The 25,347-nt window shown below is 72.4% G+C and carries 26 protein-coding genes; 12 read left to right on the top strand and 14 right to left on the bottom strand.

The features are described from left to right. From ACZ6AA_RS01030 to ACZ6AA_RS00995, 8 genes are read right to left on the bottom strand one after another with little or no spacing between them, the layout of a single operon-like run. On the bottom strand, positions 1-1,995 hold the full coding sequence (locus ACZ6AA_RS01030; RefSeq protein ID WP_471455698.1) for an NADH-quinone oxidoreductase subunit 5 family protein: 1,995 nt from the start codon (positions 1,993-1,995) through the stop codon (positions 1-3). Then, a complete protein-coding gene (gene nuoK / locus ACZ6AA_RS01025; RefSeq protein WP_468450619.1) occupies positions 1,992-2,414 on the bottom strand; it encodes an NADH-quinone oxidoreductase subunit NuoK in 423 nt (140 codons plus the stop codon). Before nuoK ends, ACZ6AA_RS01030 begins: the two co-directional genes overlap by 4 nt. Then, positions 2,414-3,058 carry an NADH-quinone oxidoreductase subunit J family protein gene (locus ACZ6AA_RS01020; protein WP_468480372.1) on the bottom strand — a complete coding sequence of 215 codons (645 nt, stop codon included), beginning with the start codon at positions 3,056-3,058 and terminating at the stop codon, positions 2,414-2,416. Before ACZ6AA_RS01020 ends, nuoK begins: the two co-directional genes overlap by 1 nt. After that, positions 3,055-3,699, bottom strand: a complete 645-nt coding sequence (locus tag ACZ6AA_RS01015; protein ID WP_471455697.1) for a NuoI/complex I 23 kDa subunit family protein — start codon at positions 3,697-3,699, stop codon at positions 3,055-3,057. The genes ACZ6AA_RS01020 and ACZ6AA_RS01015 overlap by 4 nt, the downstream gene beginning before the upstream one ends. Next, complete coding sequence (locus ACZ6AA_RS01010) at positions 3,699-4,667, bottom strand: complex I subunit 1/NuoH family protein (RefSeq protein ID WP_471455696.1); 969 nt, start codon at positions 4,665-4,667, stop codon at positions 3,699-3,701. The genes ACZ6AA_RS01015 and ACZ6AA_RS01010 overlap by 1 nt, the downstream gene beginning before the upstream one ends. Continuing rightward, positions 4,664-5,707 carry an NADH-quinone oxidoreductase subunit C gene (locus ACZ6AA_RS01005; protein ID WP_471455695.1) on the bottom strand — a complete coding sequence of 348 codons (1,044 nt, stop codon included), beginning with the start codon at positions 5,705-5,707 and terminating at the stop codon, positions 4,664-4,666. The genes ACZ6AA_RS01010 and ACZ6AA_RS01005 overlap by 4 nt, the downstream gene beginning before the upstream one ends. Further along, positions 5,704-6,330, bottom strand: a complete 627-nt coding sequence (locus ACZ6AA_RS01000; RefSeq protein WP_471455694.1) for an NADH-quinone oxidoreductase subunit B — start codon at positions 6,328-6,330, stop codon at positions 5,704-5,706. The genes ACZ6AA_RS01005 and ACZ6AA_RS01000 overlap by 4 nt, the downstream gene beginning before the upstream one ends. Beyond that, positions 6,321-6,722: an NADH-quinone oxidoreductase subunit A gene (locus ACZ6AA_RS00995; RefSeq protein WP_468450607.1), complete on the bottom strand. Its 402-nt coding sequence runs from the start codon at positions 6,720-6,722 to the stop codon at positions 6,321-6,323. Before ACZ6AA_RS00995 ends, ACZ6AA_RS01000 begins: the two co-directional genes overlap by 10 nt. Before the next feature lie 260 nt (positions 6,723-6,982). Between ACZ6AA_RS00995 and ACZ6AA_RS00990 the strand changes: the two genes are divergently transcribed. From ACZ6AA_RS00990 to ACZ6AA_RS00970, 5 genes are all read left to right on the top strand, one after another. Beyond that, a complete protein-coding gene (locus ACZ6AA_RS00990) occupies positions 6,983-8,167 on the top strand; it encodes a sensor histidine kinase (RefSeq protein ID WP_468450605.1) in 1,185 nt (394 codons plus the stop codon). A gap of 174 nt (positions 8,168-8,341) precedes the next feature. Next, positions 8,342-9,727: a sensor histidine kinase gene (locus ACZ6AA_RS00985; protein WP_468450603.1), complete on the top strand. Its 1,386-nt coding sequence runs from the start codon at positions 8,342-8,344 to the stop codon at positions 9,725-9,727. A gap of 384 nt (positions 9,728-10,111) precedes the next feature. Next, entirely contained in the window at positions 10,112-10,771 is a 660-nt protein-coding gene (locus tag ACZ6AA_RS00980; protein WP_468451688.1) for a response regulator, read from the top strand. 304 nt (positions 10,772-11,075) lie between these two features. After that, entirely contained in the window at positions 11,076-13,010 is a 1,935-nt protein-coding gene (locus ACZ6AA_RS00975) for a 2-oxoacid:acceptor oxidoreductase subunit alpha (RefSeq protein WP_471455693.1), read from the top strand. Further along, positions 13,003-14,085, top strand: coding sequence for a 2-oxoacid:ferredoxin oxidoreductase subunit beta (locus tag ACZ6AA_RS00970; protein WP_468450599.1), 1,083 nt, complete (start codon positions 13,003-13,005; stop codon positions 14,083-14,085). Before ACZ6AA_RS00975 ends, ACZ6AA_RS00970 begins: the two co-directional genes overlap by 8 nt. Before the next feature lie 118 nt (positions 14,086-14,203). Here the strand turns inward: ACZ6AA_RS00970 and ACZ6AA_RS00965 are convergent, their stop codons facing one another. Then, a complete protein-coding gene (locus tag ACZ6AA_RS00965) occupies positions 14,204-14,581 on the bottom strand; it encodes a winged helix-turn-helix transcriptional regulator (RefSeq protein WP_468450597.1) in 378 nt (125 codons plus the stop codon). A 110-nt stretch (positions 14,582-14,691) separates the two neighbouring features. On the opposite strand from ACZ6AA_RS00965, the gene ACZ6AA_RS00960 reads away from it, so the two are divergent. Continuing rightward, on the top strand, positions 14,692-15,552 hold the full coding sequence (locus tag ACZ6AA_RS00960) for an SDR family oxidoreductase (protein ID WP_471455692.1): 861 nt from the start codon (positions 14,692-14,694) through the stop codon (positions 15,550-15,552). Between the two features lie 204 nt (positions 15,553-15,756). Beyond that, the gene (gene rarD, locus ACZ6AA_RS00955; protein WP_471456582.1) at positions 15,757-16,728 is read left to right on the top strand and encodes an EamA family transporter RarD; all 972 of its coding nucleotides are present in this window, start codon (positions 15,757-15,759) and stop codon (positions 16,726-16,728) included. Here the strand turns inward: rarD and ACZ6AA_RS00950 are convergent. Further along, positions 16,725-17,576: an NmrA family NAD(P)-binding protein gene (locus tag ACZ6AA_RS00950; RefSeq protein ID WP_468450593.1), complete on the bottom strand. Its 852-nt coding sequence runs from the start codon at positions 17,574-17,576 to the stop codon at positions 16,725-16,727. The two genes, rarD and ACZ6AA_RS00950, sit on opposite strands and share 4 nt — an antisense overlap. 189 nt (positions 17,577-17,765) lie before the next feature. Between ACZ6AA_RS00950 and ACZ6AA_RS00945 the strand changes: the two genes are divergently transcribed. Next, positions 17,766-18,641 carry an AraC family transcriptional regulator gene (locus ACZ6AA_RS00945; protein ID WP_468450591.1) on the top strand — a complete coding sequence of 292 codons (876 nt, stop codon included), beginning with the start codon at positions 17,766-17,768 and terminating at the stop codon, positions 18,639-18,641. Here ACZ6AA_RS00945 and ACZ6AA_RS00940 read toward each other — a convergent pair. Beyond that, positions 18,581-20,194, bottom strand: coding sequence for an MFS transporter (locus ACZ6AA_RS00940; RefSeq protein WP_471455691.1), 1,614 nt, complete (start codon positions 20,192-20,194; stop codon positions 18,581-18,583). The genes ACZ6AA_RS00945 and ACZ6AA_RS00940 overlap by 61 nt on opposite strands. Positions 20,195-20,296: 102 nt before the next feature. Between ACZ6AA_RS00940 and ACZ6AA_RS00935 the strand changes: the two genes are divergently transcribed. Next, positions 20,297-20,743, top strand: coding sequence for a winged helix-turn-helix transcriptional regulator (locus ACZ6AA_RS00935; RefSeq protein ID WP_468450587.1), 447 nt, complete (start codon positions 20,297-20,299; stop codon positions 20,741-20,743). A 37-nt stretch (positions 20,744-20,780) separates the two neighbouring features. On the opposite strand, the gene ACZ6AA_RS00930 is transcribed toward ACZ6AA_RS00935, so the two are convergent. Further along, complete coding sequence (locus ACZ6AA_RS00930) at positions 20,781-21,368, bottom strand: CGNR zinc finger domain-containing protein (RefSeq protein ID WP_468451684.1); 588 nt, start codon at positions 21,366-21,368, stop codon at positions 20,781-20,783. 111 nt (positions 21,369-21,479) lie between these two features. Here ACZ6AA_RS00930 and ACZ6AA_RS00925 point away from each other — a divergent pair, with 111 nt between their 5' ends. Beyond that, complete coding sequence (locus ACZ6AA_RS00925; protein WP_468450585.1) at positions 21,480-21,929, top strand: VOC family protein; 450 nt, start codon at positions 21,480-21,482, stop codon at positions 21,927-21,929. A gap of 56 nt (positions 21,930-21,985) precedes the next feature. On the opposite strand, the gene ACZ6AA_RS00920 is transcribed toward ACZ6AA_RS00925, so the two are convergent. Next, positions 21,986-22,399 carry a cupin domain-containing protein gene (locus ACZ6AA_RS00920; RefSeq protein ID WP_468450584.1) on the bottom strand — a complete coding sequence of 138 codons (414 nt, stop codon included), beginning with the start codon at positions 22,397-22,399 and terminating at the stop codon, positions 21,986-21,988. 51 nt (positions 22,400-22,450) lie between these two features. Here ACZ6AA_RS00920 and ACZ6AA_RS00915 point away from each other — a divergent pair, with 51 nt between their 5' ends. Then, on the top strand, positions 22,451-23,434 hold the full coding sequence (locus tag ACZ6AA_RS00915; RefSeq protein ID WP_468480363.1) for a GlxA family transcriptional regulator: 984 nt from the start codon (positions 22,451-22,453) through the stop codon (positions 23,432-23,434). 174 nt (positions 23,435-23,608) lie between these two features. Then, positions 23,609-24,241 (top strand): GNAT family N-acetyltransferase, encoded by a 633-nt coding sequence (locus tag ACZ6AA_RS00910; protein ID WP_468480362.1) that lies wholly within the window; start codon positions 23,609-23,611, stop codon positions 24,239-24,241. Between the two features lie 94 nt (positions 24,242-24,335). On the opposite strand, the gene ACZ6AA_RS00905 is transcribed toward ACZ6AA_RS00910, so the two are convergent. Beyond that, positions 24,336-25,223, bottom strand: a complete 888-nt coding sequence (locus ACZ6AA_RS00905; RefSeq protein WP_468480361.1) for a TIGR03619 family F420-dependent LLM class oxidoreductase — start codon at positions 25,221-25,223, stop codon at positions 24,336-24,338. Positions 25,224-25,347 lie beyond the last annotated feature (124 nt).

Genomic DNA, 25,347 nt, shown 5'->3' with positions numbered 1-25,347 from the left:
TCACGCTCCGGCGGTGGCGACGAGGACGGCGGCGACCGCCAGGACGACGGTGCCCGCGAGCAGCGCGCTCAGATAGGTCTGCACGTTGCCGGTCTGCGCGCGGCGGACGGCCGCGCCGAGCCAGCGGGGTGCGGTGCCCGCGCCGCGTACGTACGTGTCGACGACCTCGCGGTCGAGGAAGCGGACGAGACGGGCGCCGGCCTGGACGGGGCGGACGAACAGGGCCGCGTAGAGGGCGTCGAGGTGGAAGCCGACGGCGGCGTGGCGGTGCAGCGGGCCGAGCAGGAGGCGGCCCGGGTCCGCCGGGTCGGGGGCGCTCGCGACATCTCCGTATGCCGGGGCGTGCGTCGCGATGGCCTCCGCCTCGACCTGGCCCGCGTCGGCGTCGGGGTGCGCGGCGACCGCGCCGATCGGGACGCGGGCGGCGAGCGCGGTGGTGTGCCGCCACGCGCCGTACGTGACCAGGGCGCCGACGAGGGCGACGCCCGTGCCGAGGACGGAGGTGGTGAGGGTCGGGGCGAGCTTGTGGCCGTCGAACCAGTCCGGGAGGGTGCCGACGGTCACGCCGAAGGCCAGCGACGGAACGGCGAGCACCCAGAGCACGGCGGTCATGGCGACCGGCTGCCTGCCGTGGTCCGGGGCGTCGGCTCCCCTGCCGTGGAAGGCGAGCAGCCACAGGCGGGTCGCGTACGCGGCGGTCAGGAGGGCCGCGACCAGGCCCGCGACGAGGACGATCCAGCCCGCCGCGACGGGGGCGGACTCGGCGTGGCCGGTGGCCGTGTGCTCGGCGGCGCCGAGGACGGCCTCCTTGGAGAAGAAGCCGCTGAAGGGCGGGATCGCGGCGAGTGCGAGGAGCGCCACGGTCATCGTCCAGTAGGCGTCGGGGACGCGGTCGCGCAGGTCCTTCATGCGGGACATGGCGGCGAGGGAGTTGGTGCCCGCGGCGTGGATGATCACGCCCGCGGCGAGGAACAGGAGCGCCTTGAAGGCGCCGTGAGACAGGAGGTGGAAGACGGCGGCGCCGCGGTCGCCGACGGCGAGGGCGCCGGTCATGTAGCCGAGCTGGCCGATCGTCGAGTACGCGAGGACGCGCTTGATGTCGTCCTGGGCGAGCGCGGCGAGCGCCGAACCGGCCATGGTCACGGCGGCCATGACGGCGAGGACGACCAGGGCGGCGGCCGAGGCGGCGAAGACCGGGAGGAGCCGGGCGACGAAGTAGACACCGGCGGCGACCATCGTCGCGGCGTGGATGAGCGCGGAGACGGGGGTCGGGCCCGCCATCGCGTCGGGCAGCCAGGTGTGCAGCGGGAACTGCGCGGACTTGCCCGCGACGCCCGCGAGGAGCAGCAGGGCGATGAGGGTGGGGTGGTCGAGGCCGCCGTTCGCGACGGTGGCGAGGATCTTCGTGATCCGGAACGAGTCCGCGTCCACGGCGAGGGCGAACAGGCCGATCAGGAAGGGGACGTCGCCGAGTTTGGTGACCAGGAAGGCCTTCAGGGAGGCGGCGCGCGCCTCGGGCGTCTCCCAGTAGTGGCCGACGAGGAAGTACGAGCAGATGCCCATGATCTCCCAGCCGACCAGGAGCACCATCAGGTCGCCGGAGTAGACGACGAGCAGCATCGCGGAGGTGAAGAGCGAGACCAGGGCGGCGTACGAGGGGTAGCGCGGGTCGTCGCGCAGGTAGGCCGTCGAGTAGATCTGCACGCAGGAGGCGACGACGCCGACGAGGACGGCGACGAGGGCCGCGAAGCCGTCGATGTGCAGGGCGAGGTCGATGGGGACCGAGCCGGTGGGCGTGAGCTGGGTGGCCGCGTCCACGGCCTTGTCGCCGCCCTGGCGCACGGCCACGACGGCGGCGAGCCCGAGCGACGTCAGGGCGGGCAGCACCGCGAGGGGGCGGACGAGGCCGGGCACCGTGCGGCCGAGCAGCAGACCGGCGACGGCGCCGAGGAACGGCAGGAGGGGGACGAGGACGGCGAGGGTGGTCGTGGTCACGCGGTGGCCTCAGCCTTCTGCGACGCCCCGGGGGCGGGCTCGTCGGGTTCCTCGGCGGCGGCGCCTTCGGAGTCACTGTCGTCATCGCCGTCGTCGCCGTCGCCGCCGTCGGGCAGTTCGGCGGTGTCGCGGAGGTCGTCGACGGCGGAGGTGCCGCGGTTGCGGTAGACGGCGAGGACGATCGCGAGGCCGATGCCGATCTCGGCGGCGGCGATGGCGATGGTGAACAGGGTCAGGGCCTGGCCGGAGTGCAGGGCGTCGCGCAGCCAGACGTCGAAGGCGACCAGGTTGAGGTTGACGGCGTTGAGCATCAGCTCGACGGACATCAGGACGAGGATCGCGTTGCGGCGGGCGAGGACGCCGTACAGGCCCACGCAGAACAGGAGGACGGCGAGGACGGCGGGATAGGCGAGGTGCATCAGCGGGTCCTCTCCTTCTGGTCCTTCGGTGCCTTCTGGTCGGCCGGGGTCTTGGGGGCCTTGGGGCCGTTGCGGTTCTGGCGGCCGTTGTCGTCCTGCTCGTCCTTGGACTTGCGGGACAGCACGATCGCGCCGACGAGGGCGGCGAGGAGCAGAACCGAGAGCGCCTCGAAGGGCAGGACCCAGTGCCGGAACAGGATCGAGCCGGTGACGTCGGTGGTGCCCTGGGGCTTGTCGAGCTCGATCCACTGGGTGCGGAAGGCGTCCACGACGACCCAGACCAGGGCGCCGGCCGCGGCTAGGGCGACGGCGAGCGCGACGGGCCGGTTGCCCGAGTCGGCGTCCGGGGAGCGGCCGATGGGCGCCCTGGTGAGCATCAGGCCGAAGAGGAGGAGGACGACGACGGAGCCGACGTAGATGAGGACCTGGACCCAGGCGATGAACTCGGCGGTCAGGAGCAGGTACTCGACGGCGAGGCCGCCGAGCGCGACGACCAGCCAGAGCGCGGCGTGCACGAGCTGGCGGGTGGTGACGGTGATGACCGCGGCGCCCAGGGTGACGAGTCCGACGAGCACGAAGGCGATCTCGACGCCGGTCGGAGAGAGGAAGCCCTGGGGGGCGTCGGCGGCGATGTGGAGGTTCACGCGTCCCCCTCCGGCGCGGCCTCGGGGGCCGGCTTCGGCTCGGGCTCCGGCTTCGGCTCGGGCTCCGGCTTCGGCTCGGGCTCCGGCTTCGCGTCCTGTTCGGCGGCCGACTTCTCGGCCTCGGCGGCCAGCTTGTCGGCGGCCTTGCGGGCGGCAGCGAGTTCCTTCGGCTCCTCGGCGCCCGGGTCGAGCGCGGGCGGGGCGGGGACGGTCCACATCCACTCGCGGAGCTTGTCGCGCTCGTGGGTGAGTTCGTGGATGTCGGTCTCGGCGTACTCGAACTCCGGGGACCAGAACAGCGCGTCGAAGGGGCACACCTCGATGCAGATACCGCAGTACATGCAGAGGGAGAAGTCGATGGCGAAGCGGTCGAGGACGTTGCGGCTGCGCTCGCGGCCGCCGGGGGCGGCGGCCGGGACCGTCTCCTTGTGGGAGTCGATGTAGATGCACCAGTCCGGGCACTCACGGGCGCACAGCATGCAGACCGTGCAGTTCTCCTCGAACAGGCCGATGACGCCACGGGTACGGGGCGGCAGTTCGGGCTGCACTTCGGGGTACTGCTCGGTGACGGTCTTCCTCGTCATCGTGCGGAGGGTGACGGCGAGGCCCTTGGCGAGGCCTGAACCGGGGACCGGGGGCATCAGTTGATCGCCACCTTCACGATTCCGGTGAGCGCGATCTGCGCGAGGGCGAGCGGGACGAGGAGGACCCAGGCGAGCTTCTGGAGCTGGTCCTCACGGAGGCGGGGGTAGGTGACGCGCAGCCAGATCACGACGAACGCGAGGACGGCGGTCTTCAGGAGCGTCCACACCCAGCCGAGCCCGTCGGCGCCCCACGGCCCGTGCCAGCCGCCGAGGAACAGGACGGTGGTCAGACCGCACAGGACGACGATCCCGGCGTACTCGGCGAGCAGGAAGAGGGCGAAGCGCAGGCCCGTGTACTCGGTGTACGCGCCGAAGATGATCTCGGAGTCGGCGACCGGCATGTCGAAGGGCGGGCGCTGGAGTTCGGCGAGTCCGGCGACGAAGAAGACGATCGCGCCGACGATCTGCCAGGGCAGCCACCACCACTCGAAGGCGTCCACGATGCCGGGCAGCGAGACCGTGCCCGCGGCCATCGCCACGGAAGCGGCGGCGAGCAGCATCGGCAGCTCGTACGCGAGGAGCTGGGCCGCGGTGCGCAGGCCGCCGAGGAGGGAGAACTTGTTGGCCGACGCCCAGCCCGCCATCAGGGAGCCGAGGACGCCGACGCCCATGACGGCGAGTACGAAGAAGATGCCCGCGTCGACGACCTGCCCGACGGCGCCCTCGCCGGGGCCGATCGGGATGGCGAGCAGCACGAGCAGATACGGCAGCAGGGCCACGGCCGGGGCGAGCTGGAAGACCCGGCGGTCGGCGTCGGCCGGGACGATGTCTTCCTTCTGGGCGAACTTGACGCCGTCGGCGACGAGCTGGGCCCAGCCGTGGAAGCCGCCCGCGTACATGGGGCCGAGGCGGCCCTGCATGTGGGCCATCACCTTGTGCTCGGTCTGGCCGATGATCAGGGGAAACGTCAGGAAGACGACGAAGACGACGAGGAGTCGCAGCGTGACGTCGAGGGCGTCGTTCACTGCGGGCCTCCTGGGCGGTTGTCAGGGTCGTCGGGGGCGGTGGGCTCGGCCGGGGCGGTGGGCTCGGCGGGGGCCTCTGCGGCTTCCGGGGCTTCGGGGGCCGCTGCGGCTTCCGGGGCGGCGGGGGCCTCTGCGGCCTTCGGCGCTTCCGGAGCCTCCGGTTTCGCGGGCTGCACGGGCTGCGCGCCTTCCGGTTTGGTCTCGTCGAAGGCCGGGCGGGCGTTGTGCCAGGGGGCTTCGTCCTTCGCCTTCGGGGGCTCCACAGGTTCCGCGGCCGGGGTCACCGGAGTCGCCGCCTCCGCCGCGGCGCCCTCCTCCCGCTGCGAAGCCGACCCCTGCGACACGCTGCGTGCCCGCCGTGCCGGGGCCGCCTCCGCCTGGCTCGCGGACCCCTCGCCCGCGGTCCGCGTGCGCCGGGCCGGGCGCTCCCCCGCGGCCCGCCCCGCCCCGCGCGCGGGCCGTGCGGGAGCGGCCGGAAGCTGTCCCTTCAGCGGGCCCCACTCGTTGGGGTCGGGCACGCCCGGCGGCAGCATCTGACGGCGCTTGGGCCCGCCGTGCTCGGATTCCCCCGGCTCCTTCGCCCCGGGCCAGGCCTTCGCCACCCGCGCCGCGAGCACGAAGTCCTTGCGCAGCGGGTGGCCCTCGAAGCCCTCGGGCAGCAGCAGCGGTACGAGATGGGGGTGGCCGTCGAAGCCGACGCCGAACATCTCGTGGGTCTCGCGCTCGTGCCAGGCCGCGCCCGCGTAGACGTCGACGGCGGTCGGCAGGACGGGGGCCTCGTGCGGCACGGTCGTGCGGACGAGCAGCCTCCGCACCGGGGCAAGGGCGACGACGTGGGCGGACACGCGGAAGCCGGTGCCCGGTTCGTCGACGGCGCTGAGCCAGTCGAAGTAGGTGCAGCCGAGGTCGTCGCGGGCGGTGCGCAGGGCGTCGAGCCAGGAGGCCACGGGCACGTCCACCGTCAGGACCTCGTACGACTCCTCGGCGCTCGCCTCGGCGCCGAACAGCTCCTCGACGGGAGCGGGCAGCCAGCCGGTCATCCGGCGTCCTCCCCCGTCACCGGCGCGGCGCCCGGCACGGGCGGCGCGACCAGGCCGCTTTGCAGCGCCGTCGTGGACGGCCGCGTCCCGTTCGCTCCGTAGCGCTCGCCGAGCGACTCGCGGGCGATCTTCTCCTGGAGCTTGAGGATGCCCTGGAGCAGCGCCTCCGGGCGCGGCGGGCACCCGGGGACGTACACGTCGACGGGGATGATCTGGTCGACGCCCTTGGTGACGGAGTACGAGTCCCAGTAGGGGCCGCCGCAGTTGGAGCAGGCGCCGAAGGAGATCACGTACTTGGGCTCGGGCATCTGCTCGTAGAGCCGCTTCACGGCGGGCGCCATCTTGTCGGTGACCGTGCCGGAGACGACCATCAGGTCGGCCTGGCGCGGTCCTGGCGCGAACGGGATCACGCCGAGGCGGATGAAGTCGTGCCGGGCCATGGACGCCGCGATGAACTCGATGGCGCAGCAGGCGAGGCCGAAGTTGAAGACCCACAGGCTGTAGCGGCGGCCCCAGTTGAGGACCACCTTCATCGGCTCGGGGGCGAGGCGGGACAGGACGCCGAGGCGCTTCGGCTCCGGGAGGAGCACGGGCTCCGCCGCGGGCTCCTGGTTCACGTCCATGCGAGGACGCCCTTCTTGTATGCGTACAGCAGGCCCACGGCCAGGAAGCCGAGGAAGATGAACATCTCGACGAGGGTCGCGGCGCCGTAACCGGGCGCGGCGAAGACCGTCGCCCACGGGAAGAGGAAGATCGAGTCGACGGCGAAGATGACGTAGAGGAACGCGTAGACGTAGTAGCGGACCTGGGTGTGGGCCCAGCCGTCGCCGACCGGGTCGACGCCGCATTCGTAGGTGAGCAGTTTCTCCGGGGTCGGTACGACCGGCCGCAGGAGCCGGCCCGCGCCGAAGGCCACGGCGACGAACAGCACGCCCACGACGGCGAGCAGCCCGACGACGGAGTACGACTCGAAGTAGCTCGCCGCGACGTCCGTGCGGTGCGTCGTCACTGGCACCTCAGCCCCTCACTCCCGAAACTCACGCGTGCATCACTCACGTCTCACCCGTGTCTCGCCGATTCGCCGTCACACCGGGTCCACGAAGCAGCTTGCCGTCACGTCCGTTCGACGATCTGTACGCACGGGAGTCTAGGGCCTGCTAAAGACGCGGTAAGCAGACCGTCATGGCCAAGCATGGGCGGGGTGGGGTTATCCACAGTGCGATCCGGCGGCCCCCCTCATGGCGCGAGCGCGGCGAGCCGGGCACCCTTTGCGGTATGACCGCGAGCACCACGACCTCGGAAGCCCCGCCACAGGGCCCACCGCCTGCCCGTTTCGCCTATGACGTGCACACCTGGAAGGAGATCGTGCATCTCCTGGTGAACCTGCCGATCGGGATCGCCGGTTTCGTGTACGTGGTGGCGGCGCTGGGCATCGGCGGCGCACTGTCGGTCACGGTGATCGGCCTGCCGCTGCTCGCGTTCGCGCTGTTCGGCGCGCGGCTGCTCGGCAAGGCCGAGCGCTGGCGGGCGCGGCTGCTTCTCGGCGTGCGGATCGAGGAGCCGAGCCCGATGCCGTCGCCGTCACGGCGCGACGGCAGCTTCCTCACCTGGCTCTGGTCCACCCTCAAGGACCCGGTGGGCTGGCGCACGATGCTGTACTGCTTCATCCGGCTGCCGTGGGCCGTGGTGACGTTCACCGTCATGTCCGTCGGCGTGTTCGTGCTGTGGCCGGTGCTGCCGTTCATCGCGCGGCTGCTCGCCAACGCCGACCGGGCGATGGTGCGTGGCCTGTTGTCGCGCTCCGACGAACTGGAGCGGCGCATCGCCGAACTGGAGTCGGACCGCGGAGTCGTGGTGGACACCGCCGCGGCCGACCTGCGGCGCATCGAGCGGGACCTGCACGACGGCGCGCAGGCACGGCTGGTGGCGCTCGCCATGGGGCTCGGCCTCGCCAAGGAGAAGCTCCTCGAGGACCCGGAAGCGGCGGCGGCGATGGTCGGCGAGGCGCACGGCGAGGTGAAGCTGGCCCTCCAGGAGCTGCGGGACCTGGCGCGCGGCATCCACCCGGCCGTCCTCACCGACCGCGGCCTCGACGCCGCCCTTTCGTCGGTCGCCTCCCGGTGCACGGTGCCGGTGAAGGTGACGGCCGACCTGCCGACGCGCCCCGCGGCCGCGATCGAGGGCATCGCGTACTTCACCGTCTCCGAACTCCTGCAGAACGTGAGCAAGCACAGCGGGGCGCGGACGGCGAGCGTCGAGGTGTGGCGCTCCGAGCAGCGCCTGCTGATACAGGTGTGGGACGACGGCCGCGGCGGCGCGAGCCTGGACGGTGGCAGCGGCATGGCGGGCCTCGCGGACCGGCTCGGCGCGGTGGACGGCCTGTTCGTCATCAACTCGCCGGCAGGTGGGCCGACGACCATCACGGCGGAGCTGCCGTGGCGCGACCGGGGCGAGGGCTGAGGGCCCTCAGGGTGCCGCGCACCCCCGCGGGGTAGGGAAAACCCCCCGCTCAAGACGCCGACCCACTCCATGGCCGCGACCGGGCGCCGGGGCGCACGCTGGGGGTACGACAAGGAGAAGCTCACGCGGAGCAGGCACGAACCCGCGCGGGGCCGAGCAGAACGGATGACACTGATGGCCACGGATTACGGACAGGGGTACGGACACGTCATGGAAGCCGACGTCGAGGGCCACCGCGGCCACGGCAGCCACCGGGGCGACGGGCGCGGCGAGAGCCGGCTGCACCGCCTCCCGGTCGCCCTGCGCGCACCGCTTGAGGGGCGCACCTGGCGTGAACTCCTTTACGTGCTCCTCTCGTTCCCGATCAGCATCATCGGCTTCATCTTCGCGATCATGATGCTGTCGGTCGGGGTGGGGCTGCTGATCACGTTCGTCGGCATCCCCGTGCTCGCCCTGGGGCTCATGGCCTGCCGCGGCTTCGGCGCCCTGGAGCGGGTCCGGGCCCGGACGCTGCTCGGCGTGGACGTCAAGGACCCGCACCCGCTGAAGCCCCGGGACAAGGGCGCCATGGCGTGGATGGGGGCCGTCCTCAAGAGTGGTGTCTCCTGGCGGCACGTCCTGTACTCGCTGCTCCACATGCCCTGGGCGATGTTCTCGTTCGTGGTGACGGCGTTCTTCTGGACGTACGGCTGGGCGATGCTGACGTACCCGCTGTGGTTCTGGCTGTTCCCGGTCTACGGAGGGCAGGACGGGATCCAGCTCTACGGAGACGACGGCCACCGGATATACCTGGACAACCCCTTTGAAATCGGCCTCACCGCCGGTACGGGCCTTCTCGTCACGCTGGCCACGCCCTGGATCGTCCGCGCCCTGACCACCGTCGACCGGCTGCTCGTCCTCGGCCTCCTCGGCCCCTCGCGCCTGGTGTCACGTGTCGTCGAGCTGGAGTCGGACCGGGGGGTCGTCGTGGACACCGCCGCGGCGGACCTGCGGCGCATCGAGCGGGATCTGCACGACGGGGCGCAGGCGCGGCTCGTCGCCCTCGCCATGGACCTCGGGCTCGCCAAGGAGAAGCTGGCCGAGGATCCGGAGGCGGCCGCGCGGATGGTGGACGAGGCGCACGGTGAGGTGAAGGTCGCGTTGCAGGAGCTGCGGGATCTGGCGCGGGGGATCCATCCCGCCGTTCTCACCGACCGGGGGCTCGACGCCGCGCTGTCCGCGCTGTCCGCGCGGTGCACCGTGCCGGTGGAGGTCGAGGTGGATCTGGTGGCGCGGCCCGCTGCCGCGATCGAGGGGATCGCCTACTTCACCGTGTCCGAGCTGCTGCAGAACATCAGCAAGCACAGTGGGGCGGGGCGGGCTTCTGTGGATGTGTGGAAGGTCGAGGATCGGCTGATGTTGCAGGTCGGTGATGACGGGCGGGGTGGGGCCGATGTCTCCGCCGGGTCCGGGCTTGCGGGGCTCGCCGAGCGGCTTGACGCGGTGGACGGGATTCTGGTGGTCGAGTCGCCCGTGGGCGGGCCTACGTTGATCACGGCCGAGTTGCCCTGGCGGGGCTGAGCCCTCGCGGGGCATTCCCCAGTCCCGCCCCTTCCCGAAACCGGGGCTCCGCCCCTGGACCCCGGGGGTGGGTGTTCCCCTTCGGGTGGGACGGGGGCGCCCCCGATCGCGCTACGCGCTCGTCCTCAAGCGCCGGACGGGCTGAGAATTGCCGGAGCGGGCCGGTCGTGCGGGTGGGACAGCCTGCGCCGATCGGCCTTCGGCCTCGTCCTCAAGCGCCGGACGGGCTGAGTGGTCGCCCTCGGCTTTTGGCGAGGACCTTCTCGGAGTCGTACGACACTCTTCACCTCAGCCCGGCGCGGGCTCGTCCGAATGCTGGGATGCTGGAGCCTGTCAATGGGGCGGGGACAGGCTGTGGGGGTCCAGAACATCGTGGAGGACAAGGTGCGGGTGGTCATCGCCGAGGATTCAGTGCTGCTCAGGGAGGGCCTGACCCGGTTGTTGACCGACCGTGGGCACGACGTCGTCGCGGGGGTCGGTGACGCGGAGGCGCTGATCAAGACGATCACGGAGCTGGCGGCACAGGGCACGCTGCCGGACGTCGTGGTCGCGGACGTACGGATGCCGCCGACGCACACCGACGAAGGGGTGCGCGCGGCGGTGCTGCTGCGGCAGCGCCATCCGGGGCTCGGCGTGCTCGTGCTCTCGCAGTACGTGGAGGAGCAGTACGCGACGGAGCTGCTCGCCGGGTCGAGCCGGGGCGTGGGCTATCTGCTCAAGGACCGGGTCGCCGAGGTCCGGGAGTTCGTGGACGCGGTCGTGCGCGTCGCCCAGGGCGGCACCGCGCTCGACCCCGAGGTCGTGGCGCAGCTGCTCGGGCGCAGCCGCAAGCAGGACGTCCTGGCGGGCCTCACTCCGCGCGAGCGGGAGGTCCTCGGTCTGATGGCGGAGGGGCGGACCAACTCGGCCGTCGCACGCCAGCTGGTCGTGAGCGACGGGGCGGTCGAGAAGCACGTCAGCAACATTTTCCTGAAGCTCGGGCTCTCGCCCAGTGATGGGGACCACCGGCGGGTACTCGCGGTCCTGACCTATCTCAATTCCTGACCGGGCTTCCGAACCGAGCTCCTGAACCGAGGGGCCCTTCGTCCCGCCACCGGGACAAGGTCACGCACAGCGACACCGCACCACCGCAACACGGTCCTAGAACCAAAGGATGAGCGGAGAGCGTCTTCATGAAAGGCCGGGGGGCGAGTCACAGCATGACAAACCAGGGCATCCAGCCGTCTCAAAGGTGCGTCCACCATGCGAGCGGCCCTAAGAAGGTGACCCTTACAGACGTAGGGTGGGCGATGGGAGGGCAGGGCGGCCTGCCGCTCCCGCACAGCCGCCTCGAGGGAGGTCCAGTTCAGTGACCAGCCAGGTCAGTAGCCCGGCCGAGCAGGCCGACGAAGCCGTCGTAGGGGAGCAGCGCAAGGCCGCTGCGGGCGAGAAGGACGTGCGCCGCCTCGACCGGGTGATCATTCGGTTCGCGGGTGACTCCGGTGACGGCATGCAGCTCACGGGTGACCGGTTCACCTCCGAGACGGCGTCCTTCGGCAACGACCTGTCGACGCTGCCGAACTTCCCCGCCGAGATCCGTGCCCCCGCCGGGACGCTGCCCGGTGTGTCGTCGTTCCAGCTGCACTTCGCGGACCACGACATCCTCACCCCGGGCGACGCGCCGAACGTGCTGGTCGCGATGAACCCGGCGGCCCTGAAGGCGAACATCGGCGACGTGCCGCGCGGCGCCGAGGTGATCGTGAACACGGACGAGTTCACGAAGCGGGCCATGCAGAAGGTGGGGTACGAGACCTCGCCGCTGGAGGACGGCTCGCTGGACGGCTTCCAGGTGCACCCGGTGCCGCTGACCACGCTGACGGTGGAGGCGCTGAAGGAGTTCGACCTCTCGCGGAAGGACGCGGGGCGGTCGAAGAACATGTTCGCGCTCGGGCTGCTCTCGTGGATGTACCACCGGCCGACCGAGGGCACCGAGAAGTTCCTGAAGACCAAGTTCGCCAAGAAGCCGGAGATCGCGGCCGCGAACATCGCCGCGTTCCGCGCGGGCTGGAACTTCGGCGAGACCACCGAGGACTTCGCGGTCAGCTACGAGGTGGCACCCGCGGCCAAGGCGTTCCCCACGGGCACGTACCGCAACATCTCCGGCAACCTGGCCCTGTCGTACGGCCTGATCGCGGCCGCGCGCCAGGCGGACCTGCCGCTGTACCTGGGCTCGTACCCGATCACGCCGGCCTCGGACATCCTGCACGAGCTGAGCAAGCACAAGAACTTCGGCGTGCGGACCTTCCAGGCCGAGGACGAGATCGCGGGCATCGGCGCGGCGCTCGGCGCGGCCTTCGGCGGCTCGCTGGCCGTGACCACGACCTCCGGCCCCGGTGTGGCGCTGAAGTCGGAGACCATCGGCCTCGCGGTGTCCCTGGAGCTGCCGCTGCTGATCGTCGACATCCAGCGCGGCGGCCCCTCCACGGGCCTGCCGACCAAGACCGAGCAGGCGGACCTGCTGCAGGCGATGTACGGCCGCAACGGCGAGGCCCCGGTGCCCGTCGTCGCCCCGCGCACCCCGGCGGACTGCTTCGACGCGACCATCGAGGCGGCCCGGATCGCCGTCACGTACCGCACGCCGGTGTTCCTGCTGTCCGACGGCTATCTGGCCAACGGCTCCGAGCCGTGGCGCGTTCCGGACACCGACGAACTGCCCGACCTGCGCGTGCAGTTCGCCTCCGGCCCCAACCACACCCTGGAGGACGGCACCGACGTCTTCTGGCCGTATCTGCGCGACCCGAAGACGCTCGCCCGGCCGTGGGCGGTCCCGGGCACGCCGGGTCTCGAGCACCGCATCGGCGGCATCGAGAAGCAGGACGGCACGGGCAACATCTCCTACGACCCGGCCAACCACGACTTCATGGTCCGCACCCGGCAGGCCAAGGTGGACGGCATCGAGGTGCCCGACCTGGAGGTCGACGACGCGAGCGGCGACGCCCGGCTGCTCGTCCTCGGCTGGGGCTCGACGTACGGGCCGATCACGGCGGCGGTACGGCGGCTGCGCGCCGCCGGGCAGAGCATCGCGCAGGCGCATCTGCGCCACCTCAACCCGTTCCCGAGGAACCTGGGCGAGGTCCTGAAGCGTTACGACAAGGTGGTGATCCCCGAGATGAACCTCGGTCAGCTCGCCACGCTCGTCCGCGCCCGATACCTGGTGGACGCGGTCTCGTACAACCAGGTCAACGGCATGCCGTTCAAGGCCGAGCAGCTCGCCACGGCTCTCAAGGAGGCCATCGATGGCTGACACCACGCTCGAGGGGCCCACAGGTTCCGAGACGCTTCTGAAGCTCGTGCCCAAGGCCGAGGGCAAGCAGTCCATGAAGGACTTCAAGTCCGACCAGGAAGTGCGCTGGTGCCCCGGCTGCGGTGACTACGCGGTCCTGGCCGCCGTGCAGGGCTTCATGCCCGAGCTCGGCCTGGCCAAGGAGAACATCGTCTTCGTCTCCGGCATCGGCTGCTCGTCCCGCTTCCCGTACTACATGAACACGTACGGGATGCACTCCATCCACGGCCGCGCCCCGGCCATCGCGACGGGCCTCGCCTCCAGCAGGCGCGACCTGTCCGTCTGGGTCGTCACGGGTGACGGCGACGCGCTGTCCATCGGCGGCAACCACCTCATCCACGCGCTGCGCCGCAATGTGAACCTGAAGATCCTGCTGTTCAACAACCGGATCTACGGCCTCACCAAGGGGCAGTACTCCCCGACCTCAGAGGTCGGCAAGATCACTAAGTCGACGCCGATGGGCTCGCTCGACGCGCCCTTCAACCCGGTGTCCCTGGCGATCGGCGCGGAGGCGTCCTTCGTGGCGCGGACGGTGGACTCCGACCGCAAGCACCTCACCGAGGTGCTTCGCCAGGCCGCCGACCACCCGGGCACGGCGCTGGTGGAGATCTACCAGAACTGCAACATCTTCAACGACGGCGCCTTCGAGGTCCTGAAGGACAAGCAACAGGCCGAGGAGGCCGTGATCCGCCTGGAGCACGGCGCGCCGATCCGCTTCGGCACCGAAGGCTCCAAGGGCGTCGTCCGGGACCCGGCCACGGGCGATCTGAAGGTCGTCGCGGTGACCGAGGAGAACCAGTCGCAGATCCTGGTCCACGACGCCCACTCCGCGTCCCCGACCACGGCCTTCGCGCTGTCCCGCCTCGCCGACCCCGACACGCTGCACCACACGCCCATCGGCGTCTTCCGCAGCGTGGACCGGCCGGTGTACGACACGCTGATGGCCGACCAGCTCGACGCGGCCATCGAGCAGCGCGGCAAGGGCGACCTCGGGGCGCTGCTCGCCGGGGGCGACACCTGGACGGTCGTCGGCTAGCCCCGCCCGTTCGGCGCGCGAAGCACCGTTCTGAACGCCGAAGCGGCCCGGTCCTGATCCAAGGACCGGGCCGCTTCGACGTTCAGGACCGGTTCGACGTTCAGGGCCGGTTCGACGTTCAGGGCCGCGCCGCGTCGTACTTCTCGCGCGCCACGAGCACGTCGTCCATGCGCTGCTCCGCCCAGCCGCCGAGCGCGCGCACCAGCGCGGCCGCCTCGTGGCCCATCTCGGTGAGGGAGTAGTCGACGCGGGGCGGGATGACCGGCTTGGCGTCGCGGTGCACCAGGCCGTCGCGCTCCAGGGTCTGGAGGGTCTGGGTCAGCATCTTCTCGCTGACGCGGCCGATCTCGCGGCGCAGCTCACTGAAGCGGTACGACCGCTCCGCGAGCGCGATCAGGACGAGGACGCCCCAACGGCTGGTGACGTGCTCAAGGACGAGGCGGTGCGGGCACATCTGCTCGCCCTGGGCGTTCCGGATGCTGGTACTTACGGCCATGCAAGTACCTTACTTCAAAGTGGGTACTTACGGATAGTTAGTGCCGAGGCTAGAGTGAGTGGCATACCTCATCGCAACGGCCCTGACCAGGGCAAACAGGAGATTTCGCCATGAGCATCGTCGTCACCGGAGCCACCGGCCACCTCGGCCGCCTCGTCGTCGCGGGCCTGCTGGACGCGGGCGTGCCCGCCGACCGGATCGCGGCCGTCGTACGGAACAAGGAGAAGGCCGCCGACCTGGCCGCGCGCGGCGTGGAGCTGCGCGTCGCCGACTACAGCGCGCCCGAGACGCTCGCCGGGGTCTTCGCCGCGGGCGACAAGGTGCTCCTGATCTCCGGCAGCGAGGTCGGCCGGCGGGTGCCGCAGCACCGGGCCGTGATCGACGCGGCGCGCGCCGCCGGGGTCGCCCACCTCGTCTACACGGGCGTGCTCGGCGGGCCCGACGCCGACTTCGACCTGGCCGCCGAGCACAAGGTCACCGAGCAGGCGGTGCTCGACTCGGGCCTGCCGTACACGTTCCTGCGCAACGGCTGGTACCACGAGAACTACACGGAGCACCTGGCTCCGGTGCTCGCCCACGACGCCGTCGTCGGCAGCGCGGGCGCGGGCCGGGTGGCCTCGGCGGCCCGCGCCGACTACGCCGCGGCGGCCGTCGCGGTGCTGACCGGCGAGGGCCACGAGGGCGCCGCGTACGAGCTGAGCGGGGACACGGCGTGGAGCTTCGCCGAGTACGCCGCCGAGGTCGCCGCGCACTCCGGCAGGCCCGTCACGTACAAGGAGGTCTCCCCCGCCGAGCACCTCGCCGTGCTGACCGGTGCCGGGATGCCGGAGCCGATCGCCGCGATCCTCGTGGACGTGGACGCGGCGATCGGGCGCGGTCTGCTCGTCGGCGGCAGCGGCGATCTGGCCCGGCTGATCGGGCGGCCGACGACGCCGATGGGCGAGGCGATCGCGGCGGCGCTCAAGGGCTGAACCCCGCCGGGATCACTCCGGGTTCGCCCCGCGGACGGGCTGTCATGACCGTATTGCGATACGGACATGACAGCCGTGGCCCGGGGGCGCTATTTTCGTGCTCGGCAGCGAGCGGCTGCCCCGCACCAAGGAGGAGCCGTGACCCCAGCGCAGGCGAAGGCCGAGGCACGAATAGGGCTGCTCAACGGCTTCGCCGCGTACGGCATGTGGGGCCTCGTGCCGCTGTTCTGGCCGCTGCTCAAGCCCGCGGGCGCGGGCGAGATCCTGGCCCACCGCATGGCGTGGTCCCTGATCGTGGTCGGTATCGCCCTGCTCGTCGTGCGCCGCTGGGCCTGGGCCGGTGAACTGCTGCGCCAGCCGCGCAAGCTGGGCCTGGTGACGGTGGCCGCGGCCGTGATCACCCTCAACTGGGGCGTCTACATCTGGGCCGTGAACTCCGGCCATGTCGTCGAGGCCTCTCTCGGCTACTTCATCAACCCCCTGGTCACCATCGCGATCGGCGTCCTGCTGCTCGGCGAGCGGCTGCGCCCGGTGCAGTGGACGGCCGTCGGCGTCGGCCTCGCCGCCGTCCTGGTCCTCGGCTTCGGCTACGGCCGCCCGCCGTGGATCTCCCTCGTGCTCGCCTTCTCCTTCGCCACCTACGGCCTGGTCAAGAAGAAGGTCAACCTCGGCGGCCTGGAGTCGCTCGCCGCCGAGACCGCCGTGCAGTTCCTGCCCGCGCTCGCCTTCGTGGTGTGGCTCGGCTCGCGGGGCGAGGCCACGTTCGCCGACGAGGGCTTCGGGCACGCCGCGCTGCTCGCCGCCACGGGTGTGGTGACGGCCGCGCCGCTGGTCTGTTTCGGCGCCGCCGCGATCCGGGTGCCGCTGTCCACGCTCGGGCTGCTCCAGTACCTGGCGCCCGTCTTCCAGTTCCTGCTCGGCATCCTGTACTTCCACGAGGCGATGCCGCCCGAGCGGTGGGCCGGGTTCGCGCTGGTGTGGCTGGCGCTGGTGCTTCTGACCTTCGACGGCCTGCGCACCGCGCGGCGCAACGCGGTGCGGGCGGCCGCGCTGGCCAGCCAGGCCGCGACGGCCGCCGCGACGGCCCCGGTCGACGCGACCGGCGCGACCGGCGCGACCGGCGCGACCGGCTCGGCTGACGCGACCGGCTCGACCGCTTCGGCCGCCTCCCGCTAGCTCCAGGCCCCCGCCGCGGCAGCCGACTTCACGTACGCGCTGAAGTCCTTCGGCTCACGGCCGAGCACGTCCCGTACGCCGGTCGCCAGCGAGGAGAGGTGGCCCTCGGCGACGAACGCGAAGAGGTCGGTGAACTCCTGGGCGGCGGCCTCGGGCACGCCGTCGGCGGTCAGCTCCGCCAGGAACTGCTCCGCCGTGATCGCCTCGTAGCGCATCGGGCGGCCCGACGCCTCCGCGATCTCCGCGACCGCCGCGCCGTAGGTGAGCGCGCGCGGGCCCGAGAGCTCGTACACGCGGTGGGTGTGGCCGTCCTCGGTGAGCAGCGCGACCACGACGTCCGCGATGTCCTCCACGTCGACGAACGGCTCCACCGTCTCGCCGACCGGCAGGGCGAGGCGGCCGGCGAGGAGCGGCGCGTGGAAGAAGTCCTCGGAGAAGTTCTGCGCGAAGTTGTTGGCCCGGACCACCGTCCAGTCGACGCCCGCGTCCGCGACGGCCCGCTCGGCCCGCGCCATGCCCGGCAGGAACGACTCGCCGGACACGTCGACGCCGCGCCCGGACAGGACCACGAAGCGGCGCACGCCCGCCGCCACGGCCTGGGCCACGAAGTCGTCGACGGGCTCCGGGTCCTCCGGCGCGATCAGGTAGAGGCCGGTCACGCCGGAGAGGACCGGGGCCCAGGTGCTCCGGTCGTGCCAGTCGAAGCGGGTCTCGCCGGAGCGGGACACCGCGCGCACGGTGTGGCCCGCGGCGCGCAGCCGGGGCACGACGCGGCGGCCGGTCTTGCCGGTGGCGCCGAGGACGAGGAGGAGGGGTTCGGTGCGGTCGGAGTGAGGTGTCGTCGTCATGCGGCAAGCCAACCTCCGTGCCGTTCCTGGTGACATGGGCGCGCGTCTTGGCCCCATAGGCGTCCGTCTCACGCGGCCGCGCGGGCCCGCCCCACGGCCGCGGGAGCCCGTCCGGCGGCGACCGGCCCCCCGTCCCCCGGGCACGTCGGCCCGTCCCGCCGTCGCGGCGCTCCGATTACGGTGGACCACATGGACGCTCTGGGGGATCTGCTGCGTGGCATCCGCGCCGACGGCGCACGGTTCAGTCGTACGGTCCTGAGCGGGCCGTGGGAGTCGGAGCCGCCGGAGCCCGCCGCGCTGACGCTCGTGATGGTGTTGCGGGGCGAGGCCCGGGTGACGCCGGGGTCCGAGGTCTCCGGGGTCGGCGGCCCGAGGACGGTCACGGCCGGGTCCGCCGCCGTCAGCACGTCCGCGCCGTACAGCGTCGCCGCCGCCGACAGCGGCGAGACCGAGCTGGTCACCGGCGCCTACCAGTGGGACGGGGCCGGCGGGCGGCGGCTGCTCACCGCGCTGCCGCCGCTGCTCGTCGTGCCGGGCGGGGAGGAGTGCCTGACGATCATCGAGCTGATCGCCGAGGAGGTGGCCGCCGACCGGCCGGGCCGCCAGTACGTGATGGACCGGATGCTCGACTGGCTGCTCGCCTGCACCCTGCGGGAATGGTTCGACCTGCCCGAGGCCCGGCCGCCCGCCTGGTACCGGGCGCTCGGCGACGACGTGGTGGGCCCGGCCCTGCGTGCCATGCACGACGACCCCGGCCGGGCCTGGACGGTGGCGTCCCTCGCCGGGTGCGCCCAGGTGTCCCGCGCGGCCTTCGCCCGGAACTTCGCCGACCTGGTGGGAGTGCCCCCGATGGCGTACCTCACCGAGTGGCGCATGGCCCTCGCCGCCGACCTCCTCGCGGAGCCGGGCGCCACGGTCGCGGCGGTGGCCGCGCGGGTGGGATACGCCGACGGCTTCGGCTTCAGCGACGCCTTCAAGCGGATCCGCGGGGTCACGCCGAGCGGCTACCGGGCCTCCCTGACGGCGCGTCGGGGGGACTCGGGGGCGCTCAGGGCGGCGGGCTGAGCGGCCTGAGCGGTGACGGGCCGAGTGCGCTGAGCGGCAGCGGGCCGAGCGGCCTGAGCAGCGGCGGGCCGGGCGACGGCGCCCCGCCCGCCACCCCGGCTGGTCCGCCCACCACCCCGGCTCGTCCGCCCACCACCCCGGCTCGTCCGCCCACCACCCCGGCTCGTCCGCACCCCGACCATCGCGACGACCACACCCACCCCCGCCATGACCACCGGCACCACCAGCGCCCAGCGGAACGCCGCCAGGTCCGCCCCGGTGTCCGCTCCCCCGCCCGAGCCCGCGTGCGCGCCCCCGGAGACCAGGCCGTAGACAGCGGTCACGGCCGAGATGCCGATCGCCGCGCCGAACTGCGTGGCGGTCTGGAGCAGTCCGCTGGCCAGGCCCTGCTCCCGCTCGGCGACCCCGTCCGTCGCCGCGATCATCTGCGGGCCGAGGGTGAGGGCGAAGCCGGTGCCCGCGAGCAGCAGGGTCGGGAACATCGCGAGGTACGGCCAGTCCGCGCCGACCGGCAGGAAGAGTCCGTACCCCAGGGTGGCCAGCAGGAAGCCGCCGAGGATCACGCGCGCGTTGCCGAACCGCCGGACCAGGCGCGGGGTGAGCGTCGGCGAGAGGATCACGTCGCAGCCGAGGACGATCATCGCGACGGCGGTCTGCCAGGACGACCAGCCGCGCAGGTCCTGGAGGTAGAGCGTCAGGACGAACTGGAAGCCCATGAAGGCCCCGAGGTAGAGCAGCGCCCCGAGCCCGGCCCGCACCACGGATCCCGTACGGAAGATCCCGAGGCGCACCAGCGGATCCGCCGTGCGCCGCTCGACCCGTACGAACGCCCCGACGAGCAGCAGCCCGGCGGCCGCAGCGGCGACCGTCAACGGCCAGTCCGCGAAGCCGTGTTCGAGCCGTACGACGCCGAAGGCGAGCAGCAGCATGGCCCCGGCCGCCGCCGCGGCGCCCGGCAGGTCGAACCGGCGCGAGGCGCCGGTACCGGCCCGGGGCGGCTCCGCCGGGATGAGCCGGAGCGCCGCGGCGAGGACCGCGGCCGCGAAGAACACCGGCGTGAAGAACACCCACTGCCAGCCGAGTTCGGTGAGCAGCCCGCCGACGACCAGACCGAGCGAGAAGCCGCCCGCCGAGGTCCCGGCGAAGACAAGGAGCGCCTTGTCGCGGTCGGGGCCCTCCGCGTACGAGGTGGTGATGATCGACATCGCGGCGGGCGTCATGAACGCCGCGGCCACGCCGGTGACGAAGCGTGCGACGACCAGCATCCACCCCTCGGTCGCGAAGCCGCCGAGGCCCGAGAAGAGCATGAAGATCCCGAGCCAGGTGAGGAACATCCGCCGCCTGCCGAGCAGATCGGCCGCCCGGCCGCCGAGCAGGGTGAAGCCCGCGTAGCCGAGGACGTAGGCGCTGACGACCCAGGCCGCCATGCCGGTCGAAAGGCCCAGGTCGGACCTGATCGAGGGGATCGCGATCGCGACCATCGCGATGTCGATGCCCTCCAGAAAGATCGTTCCGCAGAGCACGAGCAGCAGTGCCCAGGCGCGGGCGCCCATGAGGACTCCTAGGTCTCGGGGTGTCGGCCTCGGTGTCGGTTACTCAACCGACGGCCGGTTCCTTCTTGTAACCAAGGGAATCGTGGGGCACCATCGACAGGTATGGAAGAAGGCACTTTGAAGTCACCGAGTAACTCCAAAGGCACCGTGGACTACGGGGACGCCGATCCCTTCCAGTGGGACACCCGCGAGGACTGCCAGGTCCGGCAGATCCTCGACCGCGTCGCCGACAAGTGGTCGCTCCTCGTGATCGCGCTCCTGGACCGCCGCCGCCTGCGCTTCACGGAGCTCCGCCGCGAGATCGACGGCATCAGCCAGCGCATGCTGACGGTCACGCTGCGCCAGCTGGAGCGCGACGGCCTGGTGCTCCGCACGGTGCATCCGGTGGTCCCGCCGCGCGTCGAGTACGAACTCACGCCCCTCGGCGGCACGTTGCACCACACGATCCAGTCGCTGGTGACGTGGACGGAACAGCACCAGGGGGAGATCGCGGCGGCGCGGACGGCGTACGACGAGCGGGAGGCGGAGGAGGAGGCGAGGCTCCCCTAGGGCCTGTGGACCTGGGGAGTACGGCGGCCGGGCTCCCCTAGGGCCTGTCCGGGTCCGCCGCGGCGGCGCGCGTCGCCCGGTGCGTGCGCGCCTTCGCCCTGTTCCCGCAGCGCTCCATCGCGCACCAGCGCCGCCGCCCCGGGCGTGAGGTGTCCACGAAGAGCAGGAAGCAGTTGTGGGCGGCGCATTCGCGTATGCGCGGGGCGTACGGGCCGGTGAAGAGGTCGACGGCGTCGCGGGCGACCGCCGCGAGGAGTTGGGTTCCGGTGGCGCCGGGGGTCCAGGCGCGGGTGCCGTCCGGTTCGATGCGGGCCGTGAGCGGGGCCTCGGCCGCGGCGGCGTTGAGCGCCGCGAGGTGGCGGGGGTTCCAGGGGCGGCCGTGGGCGTGGTCGGCCGTGAACAGGAACAGCGCGTCGCGCAGGTCCCTGACCGACGCCAACTCCGCTTCCGTGACGGTCAGTCCGGGGCACCCGCCGAGGCGGCTCGCGGCCGCCCACGCGGCCAGGTCCGACGGCTCGCGCAGCGTCTCGAAGCGGGCGAACTCGCCGGGGCCGCCCGTCGCGAGCAGCTCCAGGCAGAGCGCCCCCGGGTCGAAGCGGTAGACCTGCCCGTCCGGCGGCCGCATGATCACGCCCGGCGGCCGCCCCGCCCCGCCCGCCTCCGCACCCTCTCGGGTTTCCCGGCTTTCTCGCTTCTCGTCCACCACGTAACCACTATAAGTGGTTACGATGAGAGCATGACCCTGCACTGGAAACTCGTGATCGATGCGCAGGACCCGCACGCCCAGGCCGCCTTCTGGGGCGAGACGCTGGGGTACGAGGTCGAGGACAACAGCGCCCTGATCGAGCGGCTGCTCGGTTTCGGCGCCGTGACGGAGGCGGAGACCGTCGACTTCCGGGGGCGCCGCAGCTTCCGCGATCTCATCGCCGTACGGCATCCGGACGATCCGTACGACGAGGACACCGGCACGGGCCTCGGGCGGCGGCTGCTCTTCCAGCGCGTCCCGGAGGCGAAGTCCGGCAAGAACCGGCTGCACGTGGACGTGCACGCCGCGCCCGGCACCCGCGAGAAGGAGCAGGCCCGCCTGGAGGCGCTCGGCGCGACCGCGCTGCGGCACGTCAAGGAGCAGGGGGGCGAGTGGGTGGTGATGGCCGACCCGGAGGGCAATGAGTTCTGCCTGCAGTAGGGCGGGCAGGGCCGCGGGAGTTGGGGGGCGGGACGGCGCGGCGGTGTGGCCCGCCGTCAGCCCAGCGCGTGCCCCGTCGTCGCGTCCACGTGGTCCGGGACCTCCTCGTGCCGGTCCCCCACCGTCAGCGTGCCCGTGGGCTCGAACAGCAGGATCGAGGCGCGGGTGCGGGCGATCGGCTTGTGCTCCGTGCCGCGCGGGACGGTGAAGACGGAGCCACGGGGCAGCGTGACGGTGTGCTCGCCCGCGGCGTCGCGCAGGGCGATGTCCAGCTCGCCCTCCACGACCAGGAAGAACTCGTCGGTGTCCTCGTGGACGTGCCAGAGGTACTCGCCCTCGACCTTGGCGACGCGGACGTCGTAGTCGTTGACGCGGGTGACGATGCGGGGGCTCCACAGCGCGTCGAAGGAGGCCAGGGCGTCGTGCAGGGCGATCGGCTCACGGCTGTGAACAGCGGTTTCGTTGGTCATAAACTCATCGTGGGCCTTGGTCGGGGCCGCCACGAGTGCTAGAAATCGCATATGGCGCAAGGAAACTCTCACGACACCGAGGCGGGCGGCCCGCACCGCGTCGTCGTCATCGTCGACGAGAACTCCAACCCCTTCGAGCTCGGCTGCGCCTCCGAGGTCTTCGGCCTGCGCAGGCCCGAACTCGGCCGTGAGCTGTACGAGTTCACGCTCTGCTCCCCCGAGCCGCGCACCCTGATGCGGGACGGCTTCTTCACCCTCACCGGGGTCGCCGCCCTCGGCGCCGCCGACACCGCCGACACCCTGATCGTGCCGAACCGCCCCGACACCGAGGTCCCCCGCCGCCCCGCCGTCCTCGCCGCCGTCCGCCGGGCGCACGCGCGCGGCGCCCGCCTCGTCGGCTTCTGCAGCGGCGCCTTCACGCTCGCCGAGGCCGGGGTCCTGGACGGGCGCCGGGCCACCGCGCACTGGCAGTGGGCGGACGACTTCCGGCGCCGCTTCCCGGCCGTCCGGCTCGAACCGGACGTCCTCTTCGTCGACGACGGCGACATCCTCACCGCCGCCGGCAGCGCCGCCGCGCTCGACCTCGGACTGCACATCGTGCGCCGCGACTTCGGCGCGGAGGTCGCCAACTCCGTGTCGCGGCGCCTGGTCTTCGCCGCCCACCGGGACGGCGGCCAGCGCCAGTTCGTGGAGCGCCCCGTCCCCGACGTACCCGATGAGTCCCTCGCGCCGCTGCTCGCCTGGGCCCAGGAGCGGCTCGGCGAACCCCTCACGGTCCCCGACCTCGCCGCGCGCGCCGCCGTCAGCCCGGCGACACTGCACCGGCGTTTCCGCGCACAGCTCGGCACGACCCCGCTGGCCTGGCTGAACGGCGAGCGCACCGCGTTCGCGTGCCGCCTCATCGAGCGCGGCGAGGAGCGGCTCGACGTGGTCGCCCACCGCAGCGGCCTCGGCACGGCGGCCAACCTGCGGGCCCGGCTGCGCCGCGAGACGGGCCTCAGCCCCTCGGCGTACCGCCGCCGCTTCGGCCCCTGAGAGCCTGCCGCCGAACCCCCGCCGTCCGCGCGGAGGACAGGCTCTCGGCCCGCCACGACCACACCTCCGGAACGAGGTGTTCACCCGGCCCCGGGGCCCGTCCGCACACCCCAAAACCCTTGCACGCGCGAAGAGATACCCCTGGTCAGAGCATCGAAGATCACCGAGTGCACAATGAGCCGCATGTCGATGACCAATACAACGAACGCGGCCGGTGCGGCCAACTCCCCGCGGCCCGCGACGCTCGACGACGCCGCCGCGATCAGCCGCACCCTGACGCTCGCCTTCGACGACGACCCGATGATGCGCTGGTTCTTCCCGGACGAGGCCACGCGCGAGGCGGGCCTCGGCCGCTACTTCGCCACGATCTTCACCCGGCAGTACGGCCGCCACGGCGTCTGTGAGCGCACCGAGTCGGCCGCCTCGTTCTGGGTGCCGCCGGGCGCGCAGGACAAGGCCGTTCCGGACGCGGAGACCATCCAGGAGCTGACGGAGATCCTGGGCGACCGCGCGCCGCTGTTCCGCGAGGCCGTCGAGCTGGCCGCCGAGCACGGCCCCAAGGAGCCGCACTGGTACCTGGCCGTCGTCGGCGCCGACCCCGCCGCCCAGGGCAAGGGCCACGGCTCCGCCCTGCTCCGCTCGGGCCTCGCCAAGGCCGACGCGGACGGCCTGCCGGTCTACCTGGAGTCGTCCAAGCCGACCAACCTCCCGGTCTACGAGCACTTCGGCTTCACCGTGCTCGGCGAGGTCGAGCTGCCGGGCGGCGGCCCGACCCTGTGGGCGATGCGCCGCCCCGCGTCGGCCTGAGGACTCCCCCGTACCGGCCCGCGGGACCGGGCCGGTACGGGGCCTCACCGCGGGAGGCAGGGCCGGTACGAGGGCCGGGCCCGTGCGGCCGCCCCTATCCCCGCCGCACCCGCTCAAGCACCGCGCTCCCCAGCTCCAGCGCCTCCTCCGGCTCCCGCACGCACTGCTGGAGGTCCACGAAGCAGCTCTCCGCCCCCGTGTCCCGCACCCCGCGCAGCACGGCGGCGATCTCCTCGCCCGTCGCCCCGGGCCTCGGGTTGTGCCGGATCTGACGGCGCAGCGTGTCCGGGTCACGGCCCGCGTCCTCGGCGGCGCGCCGCGCGATCCCCCACAGCCCCGCCTGCGCCTCGGCGGGCAGCGAGACACCGACCCACCCGGCGGCCCTGCGGCCGACACGCGCCATCGCGGCCGGGCTGAACCCGCCCAGGTAGACGGGCGGTCCGGCGGGCTGCGCGGGGCGGAGCCCGACGTACGAGCGCGGGATCTCCCAGTGCTCGCCCTTGTGCCCGAAGATCTCCTGCGCCCAGATGCCCTCCAGGACGTCGAGGATCTCCTCCAGGCGGGCCCCGCGCTTGCCGAAGTCGGCGTTCACAGCCGTGTATTCGTCCCGCAGCCAGCCGATGCCGATGCCGACGTCCAGGCGGCCGCCGCTGACCTGGTCCAGGGAGGTGAGCGAGCGCGCCAGCAACAGGGGCGGGTACCAGGGGGCGTTGAGGGTGCTCGTGCCGAGCCGGACCCGGGTGGTCGCGGTGGCGGCGACGGTGAGCACGACGAGCGGGTCGAGGAAGGTCTTGTACTCGGCCGGATACGGGTGGTCCGGGGTGTGCCCGGGGTAGAGGTCACTGGGCTCGACCGGGGTCAGCGAGCGGTCACCGACCCAGAGCGAGTCGAACCCGGCGGCCTCCGCGTCCCGCGCGAACGAGGCGATGACCTCGGCGCGGGCGTGGGTTCCGTACTGCGGCAGCGCGATACCTATGTGCATGGGATCATCCTGATGGCGCAGGGGCCCTTCGCCCGAACAGCCCACGCCGTGAGCCGCGCCACGCCCGCCCGCGCCCCCGCACCGGCGACATCACGCCGCTCGGGCACCGCCCCGCGCCACGCCC

Source organism: Streptomyces sp. NPDC040610 (assembly GCF_055594065.1).
This window is presented reverse-complemented; position numbering and strand designations above follow the sequence as displayed.